The organism is Paracoccus onchidii, assembly GCF_028294535.1.
In the GTDB taxonomy this organism is placed as follows: Bacteria; Pseudomonadota; Alphaproteobacteria; order Rhodobacterales; family Rhodobacteraceae; genus Paracoccus; species Paracoccus onchidii.
In genome coordinates this window covers 187,287-206,101 of sequence record NZ_JAQBIE010000005.1, presented here as the reverse complement: position 1 = coordinate 206,101, position 18,815 = coordinate 187,287, and the positions used below count along the sequence as shown (strand labels likewise).

The following is an 18,815-nucleotide window of genomic DNA, read 5'->3' as shown; positions in this document are numbered from 1 at the left end:
ACAAGGAAATCAAGATGAACACACCCGCGATGATTGCCGTTCACAGCACATCACGTCATCTGCATATCTGGATACTGGGTCGGGATGGTGCCGTGATCTCGCGGCACAAGGGCGATGGCGTCGGCAATGCGGATCACGGTGCAATGGAACGGGCGATCCTGGCCCGTATCGGCCCCTCACTGGACGCAGATGCAAGATTGCCCGTCATGTGCAGCGGCCATCAACTGGGTGGAATCGCCAACGCGCCCCATGTCATCGGGGAAACCGAGGTTCTGCGCAGCCTGGTGGCCGACAGCCCGCAGCTTTCCACGATCAACTACCTGCCCGGTTTGGCCCAACAACGCCCACCCGCCCTGCTTGGCGGCGAGGAAACGGCGATTGCGGGCTTTCTGGCCGGCAATGAAAAGTTCGATGGCGTGGTCCTGTGCCTTGCGGAAACCCAAAGCAGCTGGGTCCATGTCAGCGCCAATGAGGTGGTCAGTTTCCGCAACTTCCTGACCCCCGAAATGATGGGCCTTCTTGCCGGCATGATGTCTTTGACCGGCGCTGACGCGTCTGACACGCCCTTTGACGAAGGTATCTTTTCCGAGGCTGTCGAACAGACCATGTCGCGCCCTGCCGCAATCGCGGCTGACATCGCGTCATTGGGGGCCGAAATCCGGCTGTCCGGCCTTGCACGAAATCAAGCCTTTGTCAGGCTGGCCGGCTTGCTTATCGGTGCCGAGATGGCCGCCGCACGCCCCTATTGGCTGGGTCAGCAGGTTGCCCTGATCGGCGACGGGTCGATGGTCCGTTTCTATCGTTCGGCATTGGCATCGCAAGGCTTGCCGGTGAAGGCGCATTCCCATGACAGCATGATACTGGCCGGTTTGGCCAAGGCATTGAAGACCAGCGGGCTTTACAACCCATCCTGACCCCTTGCCGCCCCGGATAACGGCAACCTTCTGGTTGTTGACGCCACGGTGCGGCGGTCGTATCGACTGATGATCCGCGATCCAACGGAGAAAGGAACTGTAATGCAAATGATCCAAGGCGCGTCCTTCGCGCGCAATCCTGCAAAAGCTGTCGGACTGGCCCTGGCCGGTGCCGCCCTGCTGACCCTGAGCGCCAAGACGCAGGTTCCTTTCTGGCCCGTGCCGATGACCCTGCAGACCATGGCGGTCCTGCTGATCGCGACGGTGCTCGGTCCGCGTCTGGGCATGGCGGCAATGGTTGCCTATCTGGGTGCGGGCATGGCCGGACTGCCTGTTTTCGCGGGTTCGCCAGAACGTGGTATCGGTCTTGCCTATCTGGCTGGCCCGACGGGTGGCTTTCTGGCCGGCATGGCTTTGGCGATGCTGGTGACGGGTGTTCTGGCGCAGCAACGCGGCTTTGCCGGCCGCACGATTGCGATGCTGGCCGGTGTTGCGGCGATCTATCTGCCGGGGCTGGCATGGCTGTCGGTCTATGTGCCCGCGGACAAGCTGATCGCCACCGGATTCGCCCCCTTCATCCTTGGTGATCTGTTCAAGGTCGCGGTGGCAACCATGCTGGTGCAAGCTGGCCTGCGCCTGCGCGGCTAAGCCCGAAACAGACGACGGCATGGGCCGGCCGGCCCGTGCCGGTATGATGCAAACCGGTTTGCCAACCAGATGATGCTTCCCCAGTCCCCCCAGGTGTTGATCGGTCAGGTTGCCCCGATTGTCGGCAGCGATATCCTGTCAGGAATCGCAAAATTCCCGATCCGCGCCAGAACATCGATCGGCCCGACAGGTCTGAGCAATGATGCACAGGCTGACCAACGCGTCCACGGCGGAACCGAAAAGGCGCTGCATCATTACCCGCGGGACCATTACGATTTCTGGCGCCGCCAGCTGGACCCGACCGCCATTCTCGACGCCGCCGGTGCCTTTGGCGAAAATATCTCGACCTGCGGCATCACCGAATCCGACATTGCCGTCGGCGATGTCTTTCGCCTTGGAACGGCCTTGATCCAGGTCTCGCAAGGGCGGCAACCCTGCTGGAAGCTGAACCTGCGCTTCGGTCAAACCGGATTGGCGCGGCAAGTGCAGGACACTGGCAAGACCGGATGGTATTATCGCGTATTGGAACCCGGTGATGTCTGCCCCGGCGACTCCATGGACCTTCAAGACCGGGTCATTCCCGAATGGACCATCAGGCGATTGTGGCATGCCATGTATGTCGACCGCCTGAACCGCGAAGAACTGTCTGCCATCGCCAACCTGCCTGTCCTGGCAGATGGCTGGCGCAAATACGCGCGGCGCAGACTGGACAGCGGCAAGGTCGAGAATTGGAAACCGCGGCTGGAAGGATCAGCATGACCCCCAGGACACAACGCCCCCCTCTGATCATTTCGATACAAAGTCAGGTGGTCTTTGGCCATGTCGGCAATTCGGCTGCGGCCTTTCCGATGCAGGCCGCCGGATTGGAGGTCGCCCAGATTCCAACCGTGCTGTTTTCGAACACCCCCGATTACGCAACCCTTCGCGGCGCCCCCGTTCCCAAAGAGATCTTTGCGGATCTGTTGCTGGGCGCCACCGAAAGAGATCTGCCCCAGCGCGCGACATGGATCATGAGCGGATATATCGGCTCGATCGAGGTGGCCGAGCTGGTGGCCGATTATGTCGCGGTTGCAAAAGCGGCCAATCCCCGGCTGCGCTATCTTTGCGACCCGGTCATGGGGGATCACGCCCCCGGCTTGTATGTCCCGGCGGAAATCGCCGAAATCATGCGTGACCGGTTGTTGCCCATGGCCGATCTGGCAACACCGAACGCGTTCGAGCTGGCCTATCTGACCGGGCAACCTGTCAACCGCCTGGACGAGCTGCAGGATGCCGCACAATCCCTGCGACTGGCGGCCAATGGCACGGCGATTGTGACCGGATGCGTTCTTGAGGACACAGCGGACGGAATGCTGGAAACGATCATCTGCGGCGGAGAAACCCCGCTTCGTCACGCCACCAGGCTACAGCCCGTGGCGCTTCCGGGAACGGGTGATCTGTTCGCGGCGCTCGTTATCGCCGCATTGGCATGTGGCCGCGACCTGTCGGGCGCAGTCATATTCGCGCAGGAACTGACATCTGGTGCTTTGGTCCATGCCGCACATATCGGTGCGGGCGAAGTGGTTCTGAGCGATCCGAAATTCCGGCGTGAGTTGCTGGCATTGTGATGCCGGCGTTGCGTTCCACTGCAAGATACGCCGCCCTTGCGCATCTTGCGTCAACCGGATGCACGCGGTGACGTGACACCGCCATGGCGTTAGCGTAAACAACCCGCAAAACAGACCTGCTTAGGAGACCGGCAATGGCACAGGCCGAAATCGGATTGATCGGATTGGGAACAATGGGCGCAGCACTTGCGCTGAACATTGCCGAAAAAGGCTTCCCCATTGCCGTCTGGAATCGCACGACCGAGGTAACGCACCGGTTCCACGCAGGCGCGGGCGAATTGGCCGAACAGGTTGTGCCGACCGAAACCCTGGAAGAGCTTGTCGCGAAGATCGCGGAACCACGCACGATCATCCTGATGGTTCCGGCCGGCCCCGCCGTTGATGACCAGCTTGCTGCCCTGACCCCATTGCTGGGCCAGGACGATCTTGTCATTGATGCCGGCAACGCCGATTTCCACGATACCAACCGGCGCAGCGAAGCCGGGCTTCCCTTCCGCTTTCTGGGGATGGGAGTATCAGGCGGAGAAGAAGGTGCGCGTCATGGCCCTTCGATCATGGCCGGCGGAACGGCGGCGGATTGGGATCGCATCGGCAAGGTGCTCACCGCGATCTCGGCCAAGGCCGAGGATGGCAGCCCCTGCGCGGCACGAATGGGCGATGCCGGGGCGGGGCATTTCGTCAAGATGGTCCATAATGGCATCGAATATGCTGATATGCAGATGATCGCCGAGGTCTATGGTCTGTTGCGCGACGGCATGGACAAAAGCGCCGGGCAGATCTCGGCCATTTTCGACAACTGGAACAATGGGCCGCTGCAATCCTATCTGATCGAAATTTCCGCCAAGGTCACCGCCGCATCCGATCCCCATGGCGACAGGCCCATGGTCGACATGATCCTTGATCGGGCCGGCCAGAAAGGCACCGGTCGCTGGACCGCGATCGAGGCCCAGCATCTGGCTGCGCCGATCCCGGTGATCGAAGCCGCAGTCATGGCGCGTAATGTTTCGGCCCGCCTGGACGAACGCAAGGCAGGCGAGGAACGCTTTGGCGCCCCCGCAACCGGCATCGACCTGCCCCCTCAGGTGCTTGAACAGGCTTTGATCGCGGGCAAGATCCTGTGTTACGCGCAAGGCTTCTTGATGATCGAAGGTGCCGCAAAAAGCTTTGGCTGGTCGCTGGACCTTCCCGGGATCGCCCGTGTCTGGCGCGCCGGTTGCATCATCCGCTCGGCGATGCTGAATGATATGGCTGACGCGCTTGCCGAAGATCCCGGTCGCAATCTGGCCATGGCCCCCTATTTTGCAGATCTGATCGAAAAAGCGCTGCCTGCGCTGCGTCAGGTGGTGGCAAATGGCATCGCCGCCGGGCATCCCCTGCCGGCGCTTGCATCCGGGTTGATGTGGTTTGACATGATGCGAACCGCACGCGGCACCGCCAACATGATCCAGGCTCAACGCGATTTCTTCGGCGCGCATGGTTTCGAACGTATCGACGGAATCGCAGACGAGCACGGCCCTTGGGGGTCGTCACAGTAAAATTGTAAATTCAGCGCGGGCGACCGGTTCGGATGTCGCCCGTCGCCAGAACCGGCGAAGCGTCGATTTCGCCTGCGTTCAACATGGAGGCCACACGTTCAAGGCCCGCGATCAGCATGGCCTGTTCCCAATCGGCCAGCCGTGCAAACCCATGAACGAATTGCTGCTGCAGGGCATTGGGTGCATCGCGCAAAGCCTCGGCCCCGGCTTCAGTGACCGAGATCAGCATCTGACGGCGATCGCTGCTTGAGCGATGCCTGCTGGCGTAGCCGCGTTTTTCCAATTGATCGACCAATGCAGTCACGGTGGCCTGACGCACCCCCATATGGTTCGCAAGTTCGGTCGGCGTTGCACTGCCGGTGCCCTTGCCCGTCAATAATTGAAGCACGCGCAATTTGGCCGGCGTCAGCCCGACGGATTGCGCCAGATCGCGCTCATACAGCTCTGTCGCGCGCAAAATGCGCCGCAGCGCGATCAGTGCATCATCAATGCGATCGGGGTCATTCCTGTCCATGGACCGATAATGCCATGACAGGGCAAGATCCTTCAATCCTCTAAATATCGACGTCAAAATAATTCGCTTGACTAAGCACTTTACCTCACTGCAAGTCACCACCTTCCCTGTTTTATAGATAAATATCAGTAAATTACCGTGATATTTCAACTTCCCAACGAAACGGTTGCAACCAGAGCGGTCCTTTACTAGTTAGATAGGCGAAGCAATTGAGGATCAAGAAAGCATGCCCAAGGACATGGCAGACTTCGAAACACTTCGCCCGCGGACCCTGACCATGCGTCAGCCCGACAGCACGGATGGCGCCGCGATCTGGGATCTGGTGCGCCAGTGCAAGCCGCTGGACGAGAACTCGATGTACTGCAATCTGGTTCAAGCAGAGCATTTCTCGGACACTTGCGTGGTCGCCGAAATGGATGGCGAGATAGTCGGCTGGATTTCGGGTCACATGATCCCGAAGAAGAACGCCCTGTTCGTCTGGCAGGTCGCGGTCAGCCCCAAGGCCCGCGGGCTGGGACTGGGCCGGCGCATGCTGGAACATCTGACTTCGCGCGATTCCTGCGCGGGCGCCACATGCCTGAACACGACGATCACCAAGGACAACGACGCCTCTTGGGCGCTGTTTCGCAGCTTTGCCCGCGAAGTTGGCGGCGAATTGTCCGACGCGGCGCATTACACGCGCGACGTTCATTTTGACGGAAAGCACGCCACCGAACATATGGTGACCATCACGCTTTCCCAATCGGCGGCAGCTCAGCCCGCCAGCGCGGCCTGATCTCACCCGGCCCCGGAAATTCCGCAAACGCACTTTGTGCGAAAGGAACTCTCATGCCTAAAGACATGACCACGACACCGACCGATATTTTCACCCGACGCGAAAGCGAAGCGCGCTCGTATTGCCGCAGCATCCCTGCGGTTTTCACGGCTGCGCGGGGATCGAAGCTGATCGATGAAAGCGGATCCGAATATATCGACTTTCTGGCCGGCTGTTCATCACTGAACTACGGCCATAACGACCCCGACATGAAATCCGCCCTGATCGATCACATCTCGAATGACGGGCTGGCACATGGTCTGGACCTGCACAGCACGACCAAGGCTGCCTTTCTCGAAGCGATGGACAGCCATATCCTTGCGCCTCGCGGTATGGATCACCGGGTGATGTTCACTGGCCCCACCGGCGCGAATGCGGTCGAAGCCGCCATGAAGATCGCCCGGAAGGTCACTGGTCGCACGAATATCATCGCCTTCACGAATGGCTTTCACGGCGTGACGATGGGCGCCTTGGCGGCCACCGGCAATGGATACCACCGCGGTGGCGCGGGAATGGACACCCATGGCGTGACCCGGATGCCCTATGACGCCTATGCCGGCGGTGTCGATGGTGCGGCCTTGCTGGATCAGATGCTGTCAGATGCCTCGGGCGGCGTTGACGCACCCGCCGCGATCATGATGGAAACAATCCAGGGCGAAGGCGGTTTGAATGCTGCATCAGCCGATTTCATCAAGAAAATCGCGAAAATCGCCAAGAAACATGGTGCATTGTTCATCGTTGATGACATTCAGGCAGGTTGCGGCCGCGCCGGCACCTTCTTCTCGTTTGAAGGCATGGGCGTCATGCCCGACATTGTGACGATGGCCAAATCGGTTTCCGGCTTTGGCCTGCCGCTGGCGCTGTTGCTGGTTCGGCCACAGCATGACGTCTTTGGACCGGCAGAACATAACGGCACCTTCCGTGGCAACACCCACGCCTTCGTAACCGCGCGGGTCGCGATCGAGAAGTTCTGGGCAAATGCCGCGTTCGAAGATGAACTGGCCGAGAAAGCCGATCTGATCGAGACGCGCCTGAAGGAATTGTCGATGCTGATCCCCGGTTCGTTCCTGAAAGGGCGCGGATTGATGCGCGGCGTCGATGTCGGCAGCGGTGAGCTGGCGGGTGATATCTGCGCGCGCGCCTATGCACGTGGTCTGGTGATCGAAACTTCGGGAAGCGAAGGTCAGGTCGTCAAGGTACTGGCACCGCTGACCACCTCGGTCGAGCTGTTCGGCAAGGGTTTTGACATCCTGCTGGAAGCCGCGCGCGAAAGCATTGAAACAACAAAAACTGCTGCGGAGTAACCGACATGATCGTTCGTGATTTCAACAAGCTCAAGGAAACCGACCGCTCTGTTTCGGATGCGCGCTGGAACTCGGTGCGGATGCTTCTGGCCGATGACGGAATGGGCTTTTCCTTCCACATCACCACGCTAGAGGCCGGATCGGAGCATACGTTCCACTACAAGCACCATTTCGAAAGCGTCTATTGCATGGCCGGGCGCGGTTCGATCACGGATCTGGCAACCGGCCAGACCCATGAGATCAAACCGGGCGTGATGTATGCGCTGAACCTGAATGACAAGCACACCCTGCGTGCCGAAGAAGAGCTGGTGATGGCCTGTTGCTTCAACCCGCCAGTGACCGGCAAGGAAGTGCATCGCGAAGACGGGTCATATGCGCCTGTCGACGAACTTGCGGACTGATCGCATGACAGAAACGCGACAACATACAGTCGAGAAAATCGGCGGCACGTCGATGTCGCGGGTCAATGAGCTGCGCGATACGCTGTTCGTGCCAGATCATGACAGCGCCGATCGTTATGGTCGAATTTTCGTTGTCTCGGCCTTTGGTGGCATTACAAACCTGTTGCTTGAACACAAGAAAACCGGCGAAGCTGGCGTTTATGCGGCCTTTGCCAGTTCCGACAGCGACCACGGTTGGCATGACGCCTTGGATCGGGTCGCCGATGCCATGTCGAAGGCCCATACGCAGGTTCTGGACCATCCCGCCGATATCGAACAGGCCGAGGCCTTCGTGAAGGATCGCATTCTGGGCGCCAGAAACTGCCTGATCGATCTTCAGCGCCTGTGTTCATACGGGCATTTCCGCCTGTCCGAACATATGCTGCAGACACGCGAGCTGCTTTCCGGTCTGGGTGAGGCCCATTCCGCCCTTGTTACGGTTCTGATGCTACAACGAGCCGGGGTGAACGCCAGGTTCGTCGATCTTTCGGGCTGGCGCGACGAAGGTGATGTCAGCCTGCAGCAGCGCATCGAAGGCGCGATGAAGGATGTTGATCCCTTCTCCGAAATGCCGATCGTGACAGGCTATGCCCAGTGCGCCGAAGGCCTGATGCGTGAATTTGATCGGGGCTATTCCGAGGTCACCTTCTCGCATCTGGCGGCGCTGACGGGCGCAAAGGAAGCCATCATCCACAAAGAGTTTCACCTGTCCTCGGCCGACCCCAATCTGGTTGGCACAGAGGCGGTGCGAAAGCTGGGGATCACCAATTACGATGTGGCCGATCAGCTGTCGAACCTGGGGATGGAGGCGATTCACCCGAAAGCCGCCAAGACCTTGCGGCAATCAGGGGTGCCCTTGCGTGTGACCAACGCATTCGAACCCGACGATCCAGGAACGCTGATCAACGAAAAGCCGGCCGAAAGCTCAGCCGTCGAAATCGTGACCGGCCTGGATCTGTTCGCGCTGGAGCTGTTCGAACAGGATATGGTTGGCGTCAAAGGGTATGATGCTTCGATCATCGATATCCTGACAAGGCATCAGGTTCGCATCGTGTCCAAGGTATCCAACGCCAACACGATCACGCATTACGTTGATACATCCCTCAAGGTGCTGCGACGCGTCGAAAAGGATCTGTTGCAGAAATATCCGACTGCTGAGGTCACCTCGCGCGCAATATCGATGGTTGCGGCTGTTGGTCGGGACCTCGACGGGCTTGCAGTTCTGAGCCGTGGCCTGAACGCTCTGAGCCAGAACGGGCTGGAGGCCATTGGCGCGACGCAGGGACCGCGCCAGGTCGATGTGCAGTTCATCGTTGAGCGCGACGTGATGAAACCTGCGATCAAGGCCCTTCATGGCGAACTGGTCGAAGAAACGCCCGAGCGCATGTCGCAGGCCGCCTGACCCGGCCAACCCGCAGGATCAACAGATCAGGCCCCGCTGCTTTCCGGCAGCGGGGCCTGATCGTGCCTATGCATTGTTCGAGGTCTCGAACAATGAATCGAAGTCCTTGAACCCCTTGATCTCGATCGGGTTTCCAGAGGGGTCGAAGAAAAACATGGTTCGTTGTTCGCCCGCCTGCCCTTCGAACCGGACGACGGGCGGAATATCAAATGCGATCCCCGCATCTTCCAGCCGCCCGGACAGCGCAAACCAGTCATCAAGCCCCAGCACCACCCCGATATGCGGCATCATCACCATATGATCACCCACCATGCCCGTGCGTGATGTCTGGAAAGGCGTGCCAAGGTGCAGTGACAGCTGATGCCCGAAGAAATCGAAATCCACCCATGTCTCGGTGGAACGCCCTTCCGCACAACCAAGCACACCGCCATAGAAACCGCGCGCGGCGTCAAGATCGGTGACATGGATGGCCAGATGAAACAATGAACGCATACATTTTTCCTTTCTGTTCCTGGCTTTGCCAAGCGCAAGAATCGCTTCCGGACCTGGCACAATCACTGAAAATCTGGCGTCATCAAGGTGATTCGGACGTTCCAGGTATCAACGGCGCGACAATTCAGGAATGACGAACCTTTCCGAAAGGATATACACTTTATAGTTGAACTTTACGATGTCAATTATTGCAGACGAATTGATCATAATATAATTTTGGGCAGCACCATGCTTAGATTTTAATTCAACCGGTGAAATCTCGCCGATACTGTCACCCATATTTAAGGCGCGTCTTGCATATTAATCTGGCAGTAAACTAAGGTTCAATCAACTACGCAGTGGTGCCGTTAGTAATTTGTTCATCTTGTGATTGTATCGGGAATTAACGGTCAAGCCGTGTGAAAGCTGTAAAAAAATTGGTCTTGGCGGCAGCGTCAAAATCACAAATCCGATTTCGAGAAGGTCGTGACGAATGGCAAAACTACCGGTTTCGGCAAGCGAATTGTCGAGCAACAGCACCTACGAGTCCGGTTTGTTGGGGAATGTTTACGTCGGGGGCGGAATTGGCGGACTTGATCACGCCCTTGCTCTTATTGATGGTGATCCCGCTGCCAGTTTCGTATCGACCGAGCTGGATTATCGCAGCACCGGCGGATCGCTTGTGACATTTCTGGGTGACGATGCGGATTCTTTGGATGATCCCCGCGGCCACCATCTCTATGACCAATACGCGCTCAGCTTTTCGGGGCAGATCTACCTCGAGGCCGGCAGCCATCGGTTCCGCAATACGACCGATGACGGTTTCCGTCTGACGGTCGCGGATCAGGTCGTCGCGGAATATGCCGACCCAAGAAGCTCGGGCACCACGCGAGGTGAACTGAACGTATCGGAATCCGGCTGGTATTCCATTCAGATCGATTATTACGAGGCCTGGGGCGTATCCGAACTGAATATTCGCCACAGCGCCAATGGCGACAGCTGGGCGACGCTGGACTCATCTCTGCTGCGCCATTCGATTGATGATGACGCCGGCGAGACGCCCGTGGATCCGGTTGATCCGCCCGCCGAAAATACCGCACCGGAGGCGCGCGACAATGGTCGCTCGATTTGGGAAGACGGGCACACCACGCTGCGCCCCCTGAGCAATGACAGGGACGCGGATGGCGACGAGCTGTTCATTACCCGCGTCGAAAATGGGGCGCATGGCACCGTAACGTTGAATGACGACGGATCGGTCACCTATGTCGCCGACCCGGACTTCTTCGGCGAGGATCGTTTCGAATATGAAATCAGCGACGGGCGCGGTGGATATTCGACCGCAGGTGTGAACGTGACTGTCCGCCCGGTGAACGATGCCCCGGACGCCCGCAATGACGATGGCATTGTCGCCACACAGGGCGAGGTGCTGTATATCAGTATCGCCGATTTGCTGGCGAATGATCTCGATGTCGACGGGGACGCCCTGTCGATCACCGAATTGTTCGACGTAACCAACGGCACGGCCGAGATCGTGGGCGATCGTATCCGGTTCGTCAGCGATGAAACCGGTGATGCAAGCTTTCAGTATCGGCTGTCCGATGGTCAGGGCGAAGAGGATCAGGCCCTGGTTTCGATTTCGGTTCAGGCGGATGGCGGGACCGGGCCTGTTGAAAACACCCGACCGGATGCGCGTGACGACACTCGCAGCATGACAGAGGATGGCAGCCTGCGCGTTGCGGCGCTGGAAAACGACGTTGTCGCCGATGGTGATGCCCTGACCATTTCCTCGGTCGAACAAGCTGCCAATGGCACAGTCACGCTGAATGATGACGGCACCATCAGCTATGTTCCGAACGCCAATTTCAACGGCACCGACAGCTTTCTTTATGAAGTCACGGATGAGCATGGCGCAACCGACACGGCGCGCGTCACGGTGAACGTCGCCGCCCAGAACGATGCGCCCGAAGCCGTGAATGACAGCGGCTTCACGGTCACGAACGGCAATATGCTGATGATCGACATCGCGGATCTGCTGGCAAATGACAGCGATATCGACGGAGATGCGCTATCCATTTCCAACCTCTCGAATGTCTCCAATGGAAGCGCGATGATCGTTGGCGACCAGATTCACTTTACCGCCGATGGTGAGGGTGCGGGTGGATTCAGCTATACGCTGTCAGACGGCAATGGCGGTCAGGATCAGGCCAATGTTTCAATCAATATCGGCGCATCGGACAACGGGTCGGGCGATGGTGCCGATGGCGGCCATCACGGTGGCGGATCGGGCGACCTGATCGATCCTCCGCAAACACCGCAGGAAATCGCCGAGTTCGTGGAAATGGTTCGCAACATGCCCGAGCACGAGATGGACGGCCATGAAGCAGGCATGGCGAACCATATGGCCACTCTGGACCTTGTGCCCCGGCAGGAAGCGACACATATCGCCATCAATCATGGTGACTGGAACGACGCCTCGACCTGGCACAACGGCGAGATCCCCGGTGAGGGTGCCCGCGTGCTGATCCCCGAGGGGATCTCGGTCGGGTACAGTGAAGAAAACGACAGCTCGATCTTTACCCTGCGTGTCGATGGTGTGCTGCACTTCGCCACCGATCAGGACAGTCGTCTGGTGGTTGACACGATCGTCGTTTCGCCGACGGGTCAGTTCAACATCGGCTCTGAGCATGACCCCGTCGAAGCAGGCACGAATGTCGATATCGTGTTCGCCGACAATGGCAATATCGATGTGAACTGGGACCCTGCCCTGCTTTCCCGTGGCATGGTTGCCATGGGCGAAGTGAATATCCACGGTCAGGAAAAGACATCGCATCTGAAGGTTGAAACCGACGCGATGGCCGGGGACACCACCCTGTCCCTCGAAGAAATTCCCACCGGATGGCAGGTCGGCGACAAACTGGTTCTGACAGGCACCTATCAGCAAGGTTTCTATTGGAACAACGACATTCAGGGGATGGACTTCGCCGAAAGCCAGGACGAAGAGGTCTATATCACCGCCATCAACGGCACGACCATTACCCTGGATCGCCCGCTGACCTATGATCACGACACGCCCCGCGATGATCTGAAAGCATATGTCGCAAACATGACGCGCAACGTCACCTTCAGCAGCGAAGCTGGTGAAGACACCCCCGTGCATCAGCGTGGGCACGTCATGTTCATGCATAATGACGATGTTGATGTGCGCTATGCGACCTTTGCGGATATGGGACGCACCGATAAATCCGAATTCGCCGGTTCGGCCGATGACTTCGGTGGTGTCGGCAACCTGTCTCCAGATGCCAATGTCGAAGCGCGCTATCCATTCCACTTCCACGAGGCGGGCGTAACGGACCTTGAAAACCCCGCCATCGCATTGGGCAATGTGGTGGATGGTTCGCCCGGCTGGGGCTATGTCCACCACTCGTCGAACGCCGACCTGACAAGCAATGTGGCATTCGATGTCTGGGGGGCGGCCTTCGTCGCCGAGGACGGCAACGAGACCGGGACATGGTACAACAATATTGCCATCAAATCCCAAGGCTGGGCGGCCAGCGACGTCGCGGTCAAGAACAGCGAAGTCGACGGGAATGACGCGCGCACAGGTGACGGTTTCTGGTTTGCCGGTCGTCTGGTCGAGGTCGTCGGCAACGTCGCCGCCAATACGACCCACGGCTTTGTGTGGTTGCACAGGGGGGAACGGGATTCCGTTGACCCCGACACATTGCACCAATCCGAACTGGGTTACGGTCGCGACAGCCTGGGCAATGACAAGGCACCGATTCAGACATTCCGAGACAACGAGGCGTTCGGCACCAATACAGGCCTGATCGTCGTCAAGGAAAACCCCGATCAAGGGCATGATGTGCGCAGTGTGTTCGACGGCTTCCTGAACTGGGAAACCCGTGAAGGCGTTGCCGTCAGCTATACCGGCCACTACACCTTCCTCGATTTCGATCTCATCGGACAGCGCCCGGAAGATAGCGAGGTCTGGGATTACGCCTATCAAGGGGTCAAGCTGGGCACCAATGCCTTCGACATGGTGTTCAACAATATCAGCATCGATGGTTTCGATCATGCCTTCAACCTGACCGACAACACCAATGTGAACACGGGCAGGCCCGGCAATTTCCACAACACCGTGATTGACGGCGATTTCGTAAATATCCGTCAAGGTGATATCGCGCAGATCGCCGACGGCCAGCTGGCCTTTCTCAGAGGGTCCGACCTCACCGAAGGTCGGCTGGAATTCGACCTCACGGCTGACCGCTACATTTCCGATTCCGACCATCTTTTCTTCGATGGAATCAAGACCGACTCGATCGGTTCGGTCGAACGCAGCTTCGAGATCGAACAGCAAGGTCTGTGGGGGTGGCACAAGGAAGGGTATCTGAACAGCAACGGATATTGGCGCCTTCCCGACGGCACGCCGGTTCTTCTGATCGAAGATTACATCGCCGACCGCGCCACAGGTGAACTGGCCAAGCAGATGCTCGTCTTCGAATTGGATTATTCGGACGGCGTCCTGCAGTCGCGCTATCCCTATAATGGCGAGATCAATCTTGGTGGCCCCGCCGCAGAGGCGCGCGACGATATCGGCATGACCACCGAAAGCACGAACCTGCTTATCGATCTGGTGGCAAATGACAGCGATCCGGATGGCGGCGATGTCTATGTCGATGGAATGACGGACCCTCTGAATGGCAGCGTTTACCTGCAGGATGATGGGATGGTTCTTTATCGCCCCAACCAGGGTTTCACCGGGACCGATCGTTTCTTCTATTGGGCCGCCGACGAGGAAGGCAATTTCTCGCGCGCAGAAGCCGTGATCCACGTAACTGCATCGTCACATGACATGCATGGTGCAATGGAAAGCGATACGTTCCAGTTCTGACATCTGTCCGAATACGATGCGCTCCGACATCCGGCCGTTTTTTTCATAACGCGGCCGGGTGTTTTTTCATTTCCGAAGCAATTGAGCCAACGGACCGTCGATCACGTTACCGCGGCAACTGGAATCTTGACTTGTCCTATTTTTGTGCCGCGCCTTACTGAACTTTGAGTTGCCCTTGTTTTCTGGACAGCTGCCTCGTTCAGTTTCTGCTGTCTGATCTCGAGATCAACGGGCGACAGCATGCCGTTGTTCGTGTGCTTGGGCATCGGGTTGTAGAACAGTTCGACATACTCGAACACATCCTGCCTGGCGGCGTCGCGGGTCGTGTACGTTTGACGCCGAATGCGCTCGCGCTTCAGCAACTGGAAGAAGCTCTCGGCCACGGCATTGTCGTGACAGTTGCCGCGGCGGCTCATGCCGGGTTCCAGGTTATGCTGGCGGAGGAAGGACTGCCACGCGCGGCTGGTGAACTGCGGGCGCTGATCGGAATGCACCGTGACCCGGTCCGCGGGTTTGCGCCGCCACACGGCCATCAGCCAGTTCCGTGCTCATCCGCGATTGGGCCGACCAGCCGACCACGCGGCGAGGGAACAGGTCGATGACGACGCAGAGGGACAGCCAGCCTTCGTGGGTCTTGATGTCGGTCACCCAGACCTGATCTGGCGCGGAGGCCTCGAACCGCTGCTCAAGCCTGTTCTCGGCCACCACCGCAGGTTTGCCGCCATATCGGCCGGGACGGCGCCTGCAGTCCACCTGCGCGGCGATCCCGGCCGGCGATGCCAGCCGCGCAACCCGGTTCTCGGAAATCTGTTCACCCTGGTCGCGCAGATCGTCCGTCAGCTGAAAGTGACAGCTAGCCACGGGTTATGCTGAAATATCGTTCTATCCCAGTGTTCCAGAAGAAACCTTCGACACGGCACCCCAAGCCTCTTGACAGGCGGTGTGCATGGAAGCCGCCGAAACATGCAAGATTATGGTGCATTGGCACTGTATGATTTGCGGCGCGGCCCCTGAAGGAATCGAACCCTCAACCTGTCGATTAGAAGTCGACTGCTCTATCCAGTTGAGCTAAGGGGCCTGCAGCGCGCCCCGACCTTTAGACGATTGGCGAAGTTGACACAATCGGTCATCGTCGTGTTTGAAAAGCTTTCCGCATATGCGACCGGTGTCGCCTGCACAAAGCCATTCAGCTGCGGATCGACAACGGGCCGTTTGCGGTGAAACCCAAGGCCAGAATAGAATGAATGCCGCCGGAAACCCGGCGGCATTTTCATTGCGTCGTGAGCGACCCGAAAGCTCAAACCCCGGATCGCCCGACCTCGCTGAAACTCAGGCGCCGTTATAGATGTCCACCAGTTTGCCAAGCATGTTCAGCGCATCTTCGCGCGACCGCTGGAAGCTGTTGCGACCGATGATCGAGCCGTTTCCACCACCGTCACGGATGGCGCGTGCGTCATCATAAACCGCATCGGCACCCTTGGCCGCACCGCCCGAGAACACCACGATGCGGCGCCCGCCGAACGCGGCCTCCATGCAATGTTCTACGCGCTTTGCCTGGCTGGAGATGTCGATCTGCTTGTCCTCATAGACCTTCTTGGCCTCGGGCAGTTCAAGATGGTCGGTCGACAGCTTGATCTTGATGATATGCGCCCCGATCAGCGCAGCGATCTGTGCCGCATAGGCCGCGATATCGATCGCCGTTTCGCCATTCTTGGAAATCGCCTCGCCACGCGGATAGGACCAGATCACGGTCGCGACGCCTTTTGCTGCGGCTTCCTTGCGCATCTCGACGATCTCTTCGAACATGTCCAGCGCCATGTCCGACCCCGGATAGATCGTAAAGCCGATCGCCGCACAGCCCAGACGCAGCGCATCGTCGACAGATGCCGTAATTGCCTGGTTCTTGCCAGCGGTATCCGACATCAGGCTGTTGGCGCTGTTGACTTTCAGGATCGTAGGAATCTGGCCGGCAAAGGTGTCCGCGCCTGCTTCGATCATTCCCAGCGGCGCCGCATAGGCGTTCAGACCGGCATCAATGGCCAACTGGTAATGGTAATGCGGGTCATAACCCGCCGGATTGGGTGCGAATGACCGCGCCGGGCCATGTTCAAAGCCCTGATCAACCGGCAGGATAATCATCTTGCCGGTCCCAGCCAGCTTGCCGGTCATCAGCATCCGCGCCAACTGGGCTTTTACACCGGGGGTCTCACCCTCGTAATTGGCAAGGATCCGGCGAACTGTGTCGGTCATCTGCATGAAATGTCTCCTATGATTATGGCGGCTGAATAGCATGGCGTCTGGCGGTGGCAACGCTGTTGACGCTAACGGTCGCCAGATGCGTGCCCCGGCGCATCGAAAGCCATGCACCCATGGGATGTTAATAAAATCTTAACCAGAAATCAGTGGCCTCATCGGCTCTGGCTCGCCAAGCAGGTTTGACGGAAAATAACAGAACCGAGGAAGGAAATGTTTCTGAATACATCACTGAACCAGCATCACCTGACACTATATGGTGTGACCGCAAACGCAATCTCGACTGAAATCGGTGCCAACCCGCGCAGCGTCTTTTTGCAGCCGATTACGGCCGCGGGCGTCAGCGCACCGAATACGGTGATCGAAGCACAGGAAGATACGGCGACCCAGATCGCCGATCTGGCGCGTTATGAACAGGCCGCGACGCAACGGCGGGCCTCGGCGACGGAACCCAAGGAAGCGGCGGCACCGGTCGAGCCAGGCTCGGACGAACCTGCGCAGACGGCGGCGGCCGATAGCCCCCCGAACAACCAGAACAACGCACAGGCCGAACCGTCCCCGGACCAGAACCATCGCAACAGCGGCCTTGGCGGATTGCTGGGCGGGTTGCTGAGGTTCTGAGAAACTCATCATGCACGAAACGAAAAACCGGCACCTGCATCAGCGCAGGTGCCGGTTCTTTCATTCCGGAAGCGTTCTTCCCGTAAAAATATTCAAAGCACAGCAGCTTCCAGTGCCGCAACGCCGGGAAGATCCTTGCCTTCCATCCACTCCAGAAATGCGCCGCCCGCCGTGGAAATAAAGGAGAAATCACCCGCAACGCCAGCCTTGTTCAGCGCGGCCACGGTATCACCCCCGCCAGCGACCGATACCAGCTTGTCCTCGCGGGTCAGCTCTGCGGCGGCTTGGGCGGCGGCATTTGTCGCGCGGTCGAACGGCTCGATCTCGAACGCACCCATCGGACCATTCCAGATCAGCGTGCGGCATCGGGTCATCGCCTCGCGCAGGGCTTCGACCGTTTCGGGGCCCGCATCCAGAATCATCGCATCTTCGGGACATTGATCGACAGGCAGCACCTGGCTGTCCGCGCCGGCCTTGAATTCCCGGGCGACGACGATATCGCGGGGCAAATGTATGACGCAGCCGCCCTTTTCGGCCTTGGCCAGAATCGCGCGCGCGGTGTCGGCCATGTCACGTTCGGCCAACGACTTTCCAACCTCGATGCCTTTGGCGACAAGAAAGGTATTGGCCATGCCGCCACCGATCACCAGATGTTCGACACGGTCCAGAAGGTTCATCAGAAGATCCAGCTTGGTCGACACCTTGGCGCCCCCGACGACGGCCATGACCGGACGTTGCGGATTTCCAAGCGCCGCGTCGAGCGCCTTCAGCTCGGCCTCCATCAGACGCCCGGCACCTGCGGGCAGCAAACGTGCCAGACCCTCGGTCGAGGCATGCGCCCGGTGCGCGGCCGAAAAGGCATCGTTGACATAGGCACTGCCCAGGGCCGCCATCGAGGCCGTGAAGGTCGAATCGTTGCTTTCCTCACCCTCGTGAAAGCGCGTGTTTTCCAGCAAGGCCACATCGCCGGCATTCAGGCTGGCCACCAGTCGCTTGGCCGGCCCGCCGATGCAGTCTTCGCCGAATTTCACCTCTTGTCCCAGCGCGGCCTCCAACGCGGGCACGATCTGCTTCAGGCTCATGCTTTCGACGCGCTGACCCTTTGGGCGGTCGAAATGCGCCAGCAGGACCGGAATGCCGCCCTGTGCCTGAATATCCTTGACTGTGGGCACGATCTTTTCGATTCGCGTGGCGTCCGTAACCTGATCGTTATCAACCGGAACATTCAGATCAACACGGGTAAGCACGACCTTTCCGTCCAGATTCATATCGTCGATGGTGTTGAATTTGGCCATTTCGCTTCCCTTTGGGTTATGGGGCTTTGCAAGGCTTGTCCCGCATGGTGCCGGCGGCGTCAACTGCTGACGCGGGCGTGATTGCCGAACGAGGGGGAAGCACGTT

At 58.8% G+C, this 18,815-nt stretch carries 15 protein-coding genes, 1 tRNA gene and 1 pseudogene; 11 read left to right on the top strand and 6 right to left on the bottom strand.

From position 1 onward, the window contains the following. Window positions 1–14 precede the first annotated feature (14 nt). The 5 genes from PAF17_RS06000 to gndA all read left to right on the top strand — a co-directional run bounded on the left by PAF17_RS06000 (window position 15) and on the right by gndA (window position 4,704). Window positions 15–914, top strand: coding sequence for a 2-dehydro-3-deoxygalactonokinase (locus PAF17_RS06000; protein ID WP_271888178.1), 900 nt, complete (start codon window positions 15–17; stop codon window positions 912–914). Between the two features lie 102 nt (window positions 915–1,016). After that, a complete protein-coding gene (locus PAF17_RS05995; protein WP_408636378.1) occupies window positions 1,017–1,562 on the top strand; it encodes a biotin transporter BioY in 546 nt (181 codons plus the stop codon). A 72-nt stretch (window positions 1,563–1,634) separates the two neighbouring features. Continuing rightward, entirely contained in the window at window positions 1,635–2,321 is a 687-nt protein-coding gene (locus tag PAF17_RS05990; RefSeq protein ID WP_271888205.1) for an MOSC domain-containing protein, read from the top strand. Beyond that, window positions 2,318–3,169: a pyridoxal kinase gene (pdxY, locus tag PAF17_RS05985; protein WP_271888177.1), complete on the top strand. Its 852-nt coding sequence runs from the start codon at window positions 2,318–2,320 to the stop codon at window positions 3,167–3,169. Before PAF17_RS05990 ends, pdxY begins: the two co-directional genes overlap by 4 nt. A gap of 134 nt (window positions 3,170–3,303) precedes the next feature. Continuing rightward, on the top strand, window positions 3,304–4,704 hold the full coding sequence (gene gndA / locus PAF17_RS05980) for an NADP-dependent phosphogluconate dehydrogenase (protein ID WP_271888176.1): 1,401 nt from the start codon (window positions 3,304–3,306) through the stop codon (window positions 4,702–4,704). Window positions 4,705–4,714: 10 nt separating this feature from the next. Here gndA and PAF17_RS05975 read toward each other — a convergent pair whose 3' ends face one another. Continuing rightward, window positions 4,715–5,218 carry a MarR family winged helix-turn-helix transcriptional regulator gene (locus tag PAF17_RS05975; protein ID WP_271888175.1) on the bottom strand — a complete coding sequence of 168 codons (504 nt, stop codon included), beginning with the start codon at window positions 5,216–5,218 and terminating at the stop codon, window positions 4,715–4,717. Window positions 5,219–5,444: 226 nt separating this feature from the next. Between PAF17_RS05975 and ectA the strand changes: the two genes are divergently transcribed. Genes ectA through PAF17_RS05955 form a run of 4 tightly spaced genes read left to right on the top strand, consistent with a single transcriptional unit; the run spans window position 5,445 to window position 9,178 of the window. Beyond that, window positions 5,445–5,993 carry a diaminobutyrate acetyltransferase gene (gene ectA / locus PAF17_RS05970; RefSeq protein WP_271888174.1) on the top strand — a complete coding sequence of 183 codons (549 nt, stop codon included), beginning with the start codon at window positions 5,445–5,447 and terminating at the stop codon, window positions 5,991–5,993. Window positions 5,994–6,046: 53 nt separating this feature from the next. Further along, complete coding sequence (gene ectB / locus PAF17_RS05965) at window positions 6,047–7,336, top strand: diaminobutyrate--2-oxoglutarate transaminase (RefSeq protein WP_271888173.1); 1,290 nt, start codon at window positions 6,047–6,049, stop codon at window positions 7,334–7,336. 5 nt (window positions 7,337–7,341) lie between these two features. After that, window positions 7,342–7,737, top strand: coding sequence for an ectoine synthase (locus tag PAF17_RS05960; protein WP_271888172.1), 396 nt, complete (start codon window positions 7,342–7,344; stop codon window positions 7,735–7,737). 4 nt (window positions 7,738–7,741) lie between these two features. Continuing rightward, complete coding sequence (locus PAF17_RS05955) at window positions 7,742–9,178, top strand: aspartate kinase (protein WP_271888171.1); 1,437 nt, start codon at window positions 7,742–7,744, stop codon at window positions 9,176–9,178. Between the two features lie 66 nt (window positions 9,179–9,244). On the opposite strand, the gene PAF17_RS05950 is transcribed toward PAF17_RS05955, so the two are convergent. Further along, window positions 9,245–9,670, bottom strand: a complete 426-nt coding sequence (locus PAF17_RS05950; RefSeq protein WP_271888170.1) for a VOC family protein — start codon at window positions 9,668–9,670, stop codon at window positions 9,245–9,247. A 472-nt stretch (window positions 9,671–10,142) separates the two neighbouring features. On the opposite strand from PAF17_RS05950, the gene PAF17_RS05945 reads away from it, so the two are divergent. Continuing rightward, window positions 10,143–14,540 carry an Ig-like domain-containing protein gene (locus PAF17_RS05945; protein WP_271888169.1) on the top strand — a complete coding sequence of 1,466 codons (4,398 nt, stop codon included), beginning with the start codon at window positions 10,143–10,145 and terminating at the stop codon, window positions 14,538–14,540. Between the two features lie 191 nt (window positions 14,541–14,731). Here the strand turns inward: PAF17_RS05945 and PAF17_RS05940 are convergent. The 3 genes and pseudogenes from PAF17_RS05940 to PAF17_RS05930 form a co-directional block, all read right to left on the bottom strand. After that, a pseudogene (locus tag PAF17_RS05940) lies at window positions 14,732–15,383 on the bottom strand (IS3 family transposase); the annotation flags it as partial. Between the two features lie 161 nt (window positions 15,384–15,544). After that, a tRNA-Arg gene (locus tag PAF17_RS05935) sits at window positions 15,545–15,618 on the bottom strand. Window positions 15,619–15,869: 251 nt separating this feature from the next. Further along, window positions 15,870–16,796, bottom strand: a complete 927-nt coding sequence (locus PAF17_RS05930; RefSeq protein WP_271888168.1) for a class I fructose-bisphosphate aldolase — start codon at window positions 16,794–16,796, stop codon at window positions 15,870–15,872. A 210-nt stretch (window positions 16,797–17,006) separates the two neighbouring features. Between PAF17_RS05930 and PAF17_RS05925 the strand changes: the two genes are divergently transcribed. Continuing rightward, a complete protein-coding gene (locus tag PAF17_RS05925) occupies window positions 17,007–17,414 on the top strand; it encodes a hypothetical protein (RefSeq protein ID WP_271888167.1) in 408 nt (135 codons plus the stop codon). Window positions 17,415–17,506: 92 nt separating this feature from the next. On the opposite strand, the gene PAF17_RS05920 is transcribed toward PAF17_RS05925, so the two are convergent. Further along, entirely contained in the window at window positions 17,507–18,709 is a 1,203-nt protein-coding gene (locus PAF17_RS05920; protein WP_271888166.1) for a phosphoglycerate kinase, read from the bottom strand. Window positions 18,710–18,815 lie beyond the last annotated feature (106 nt).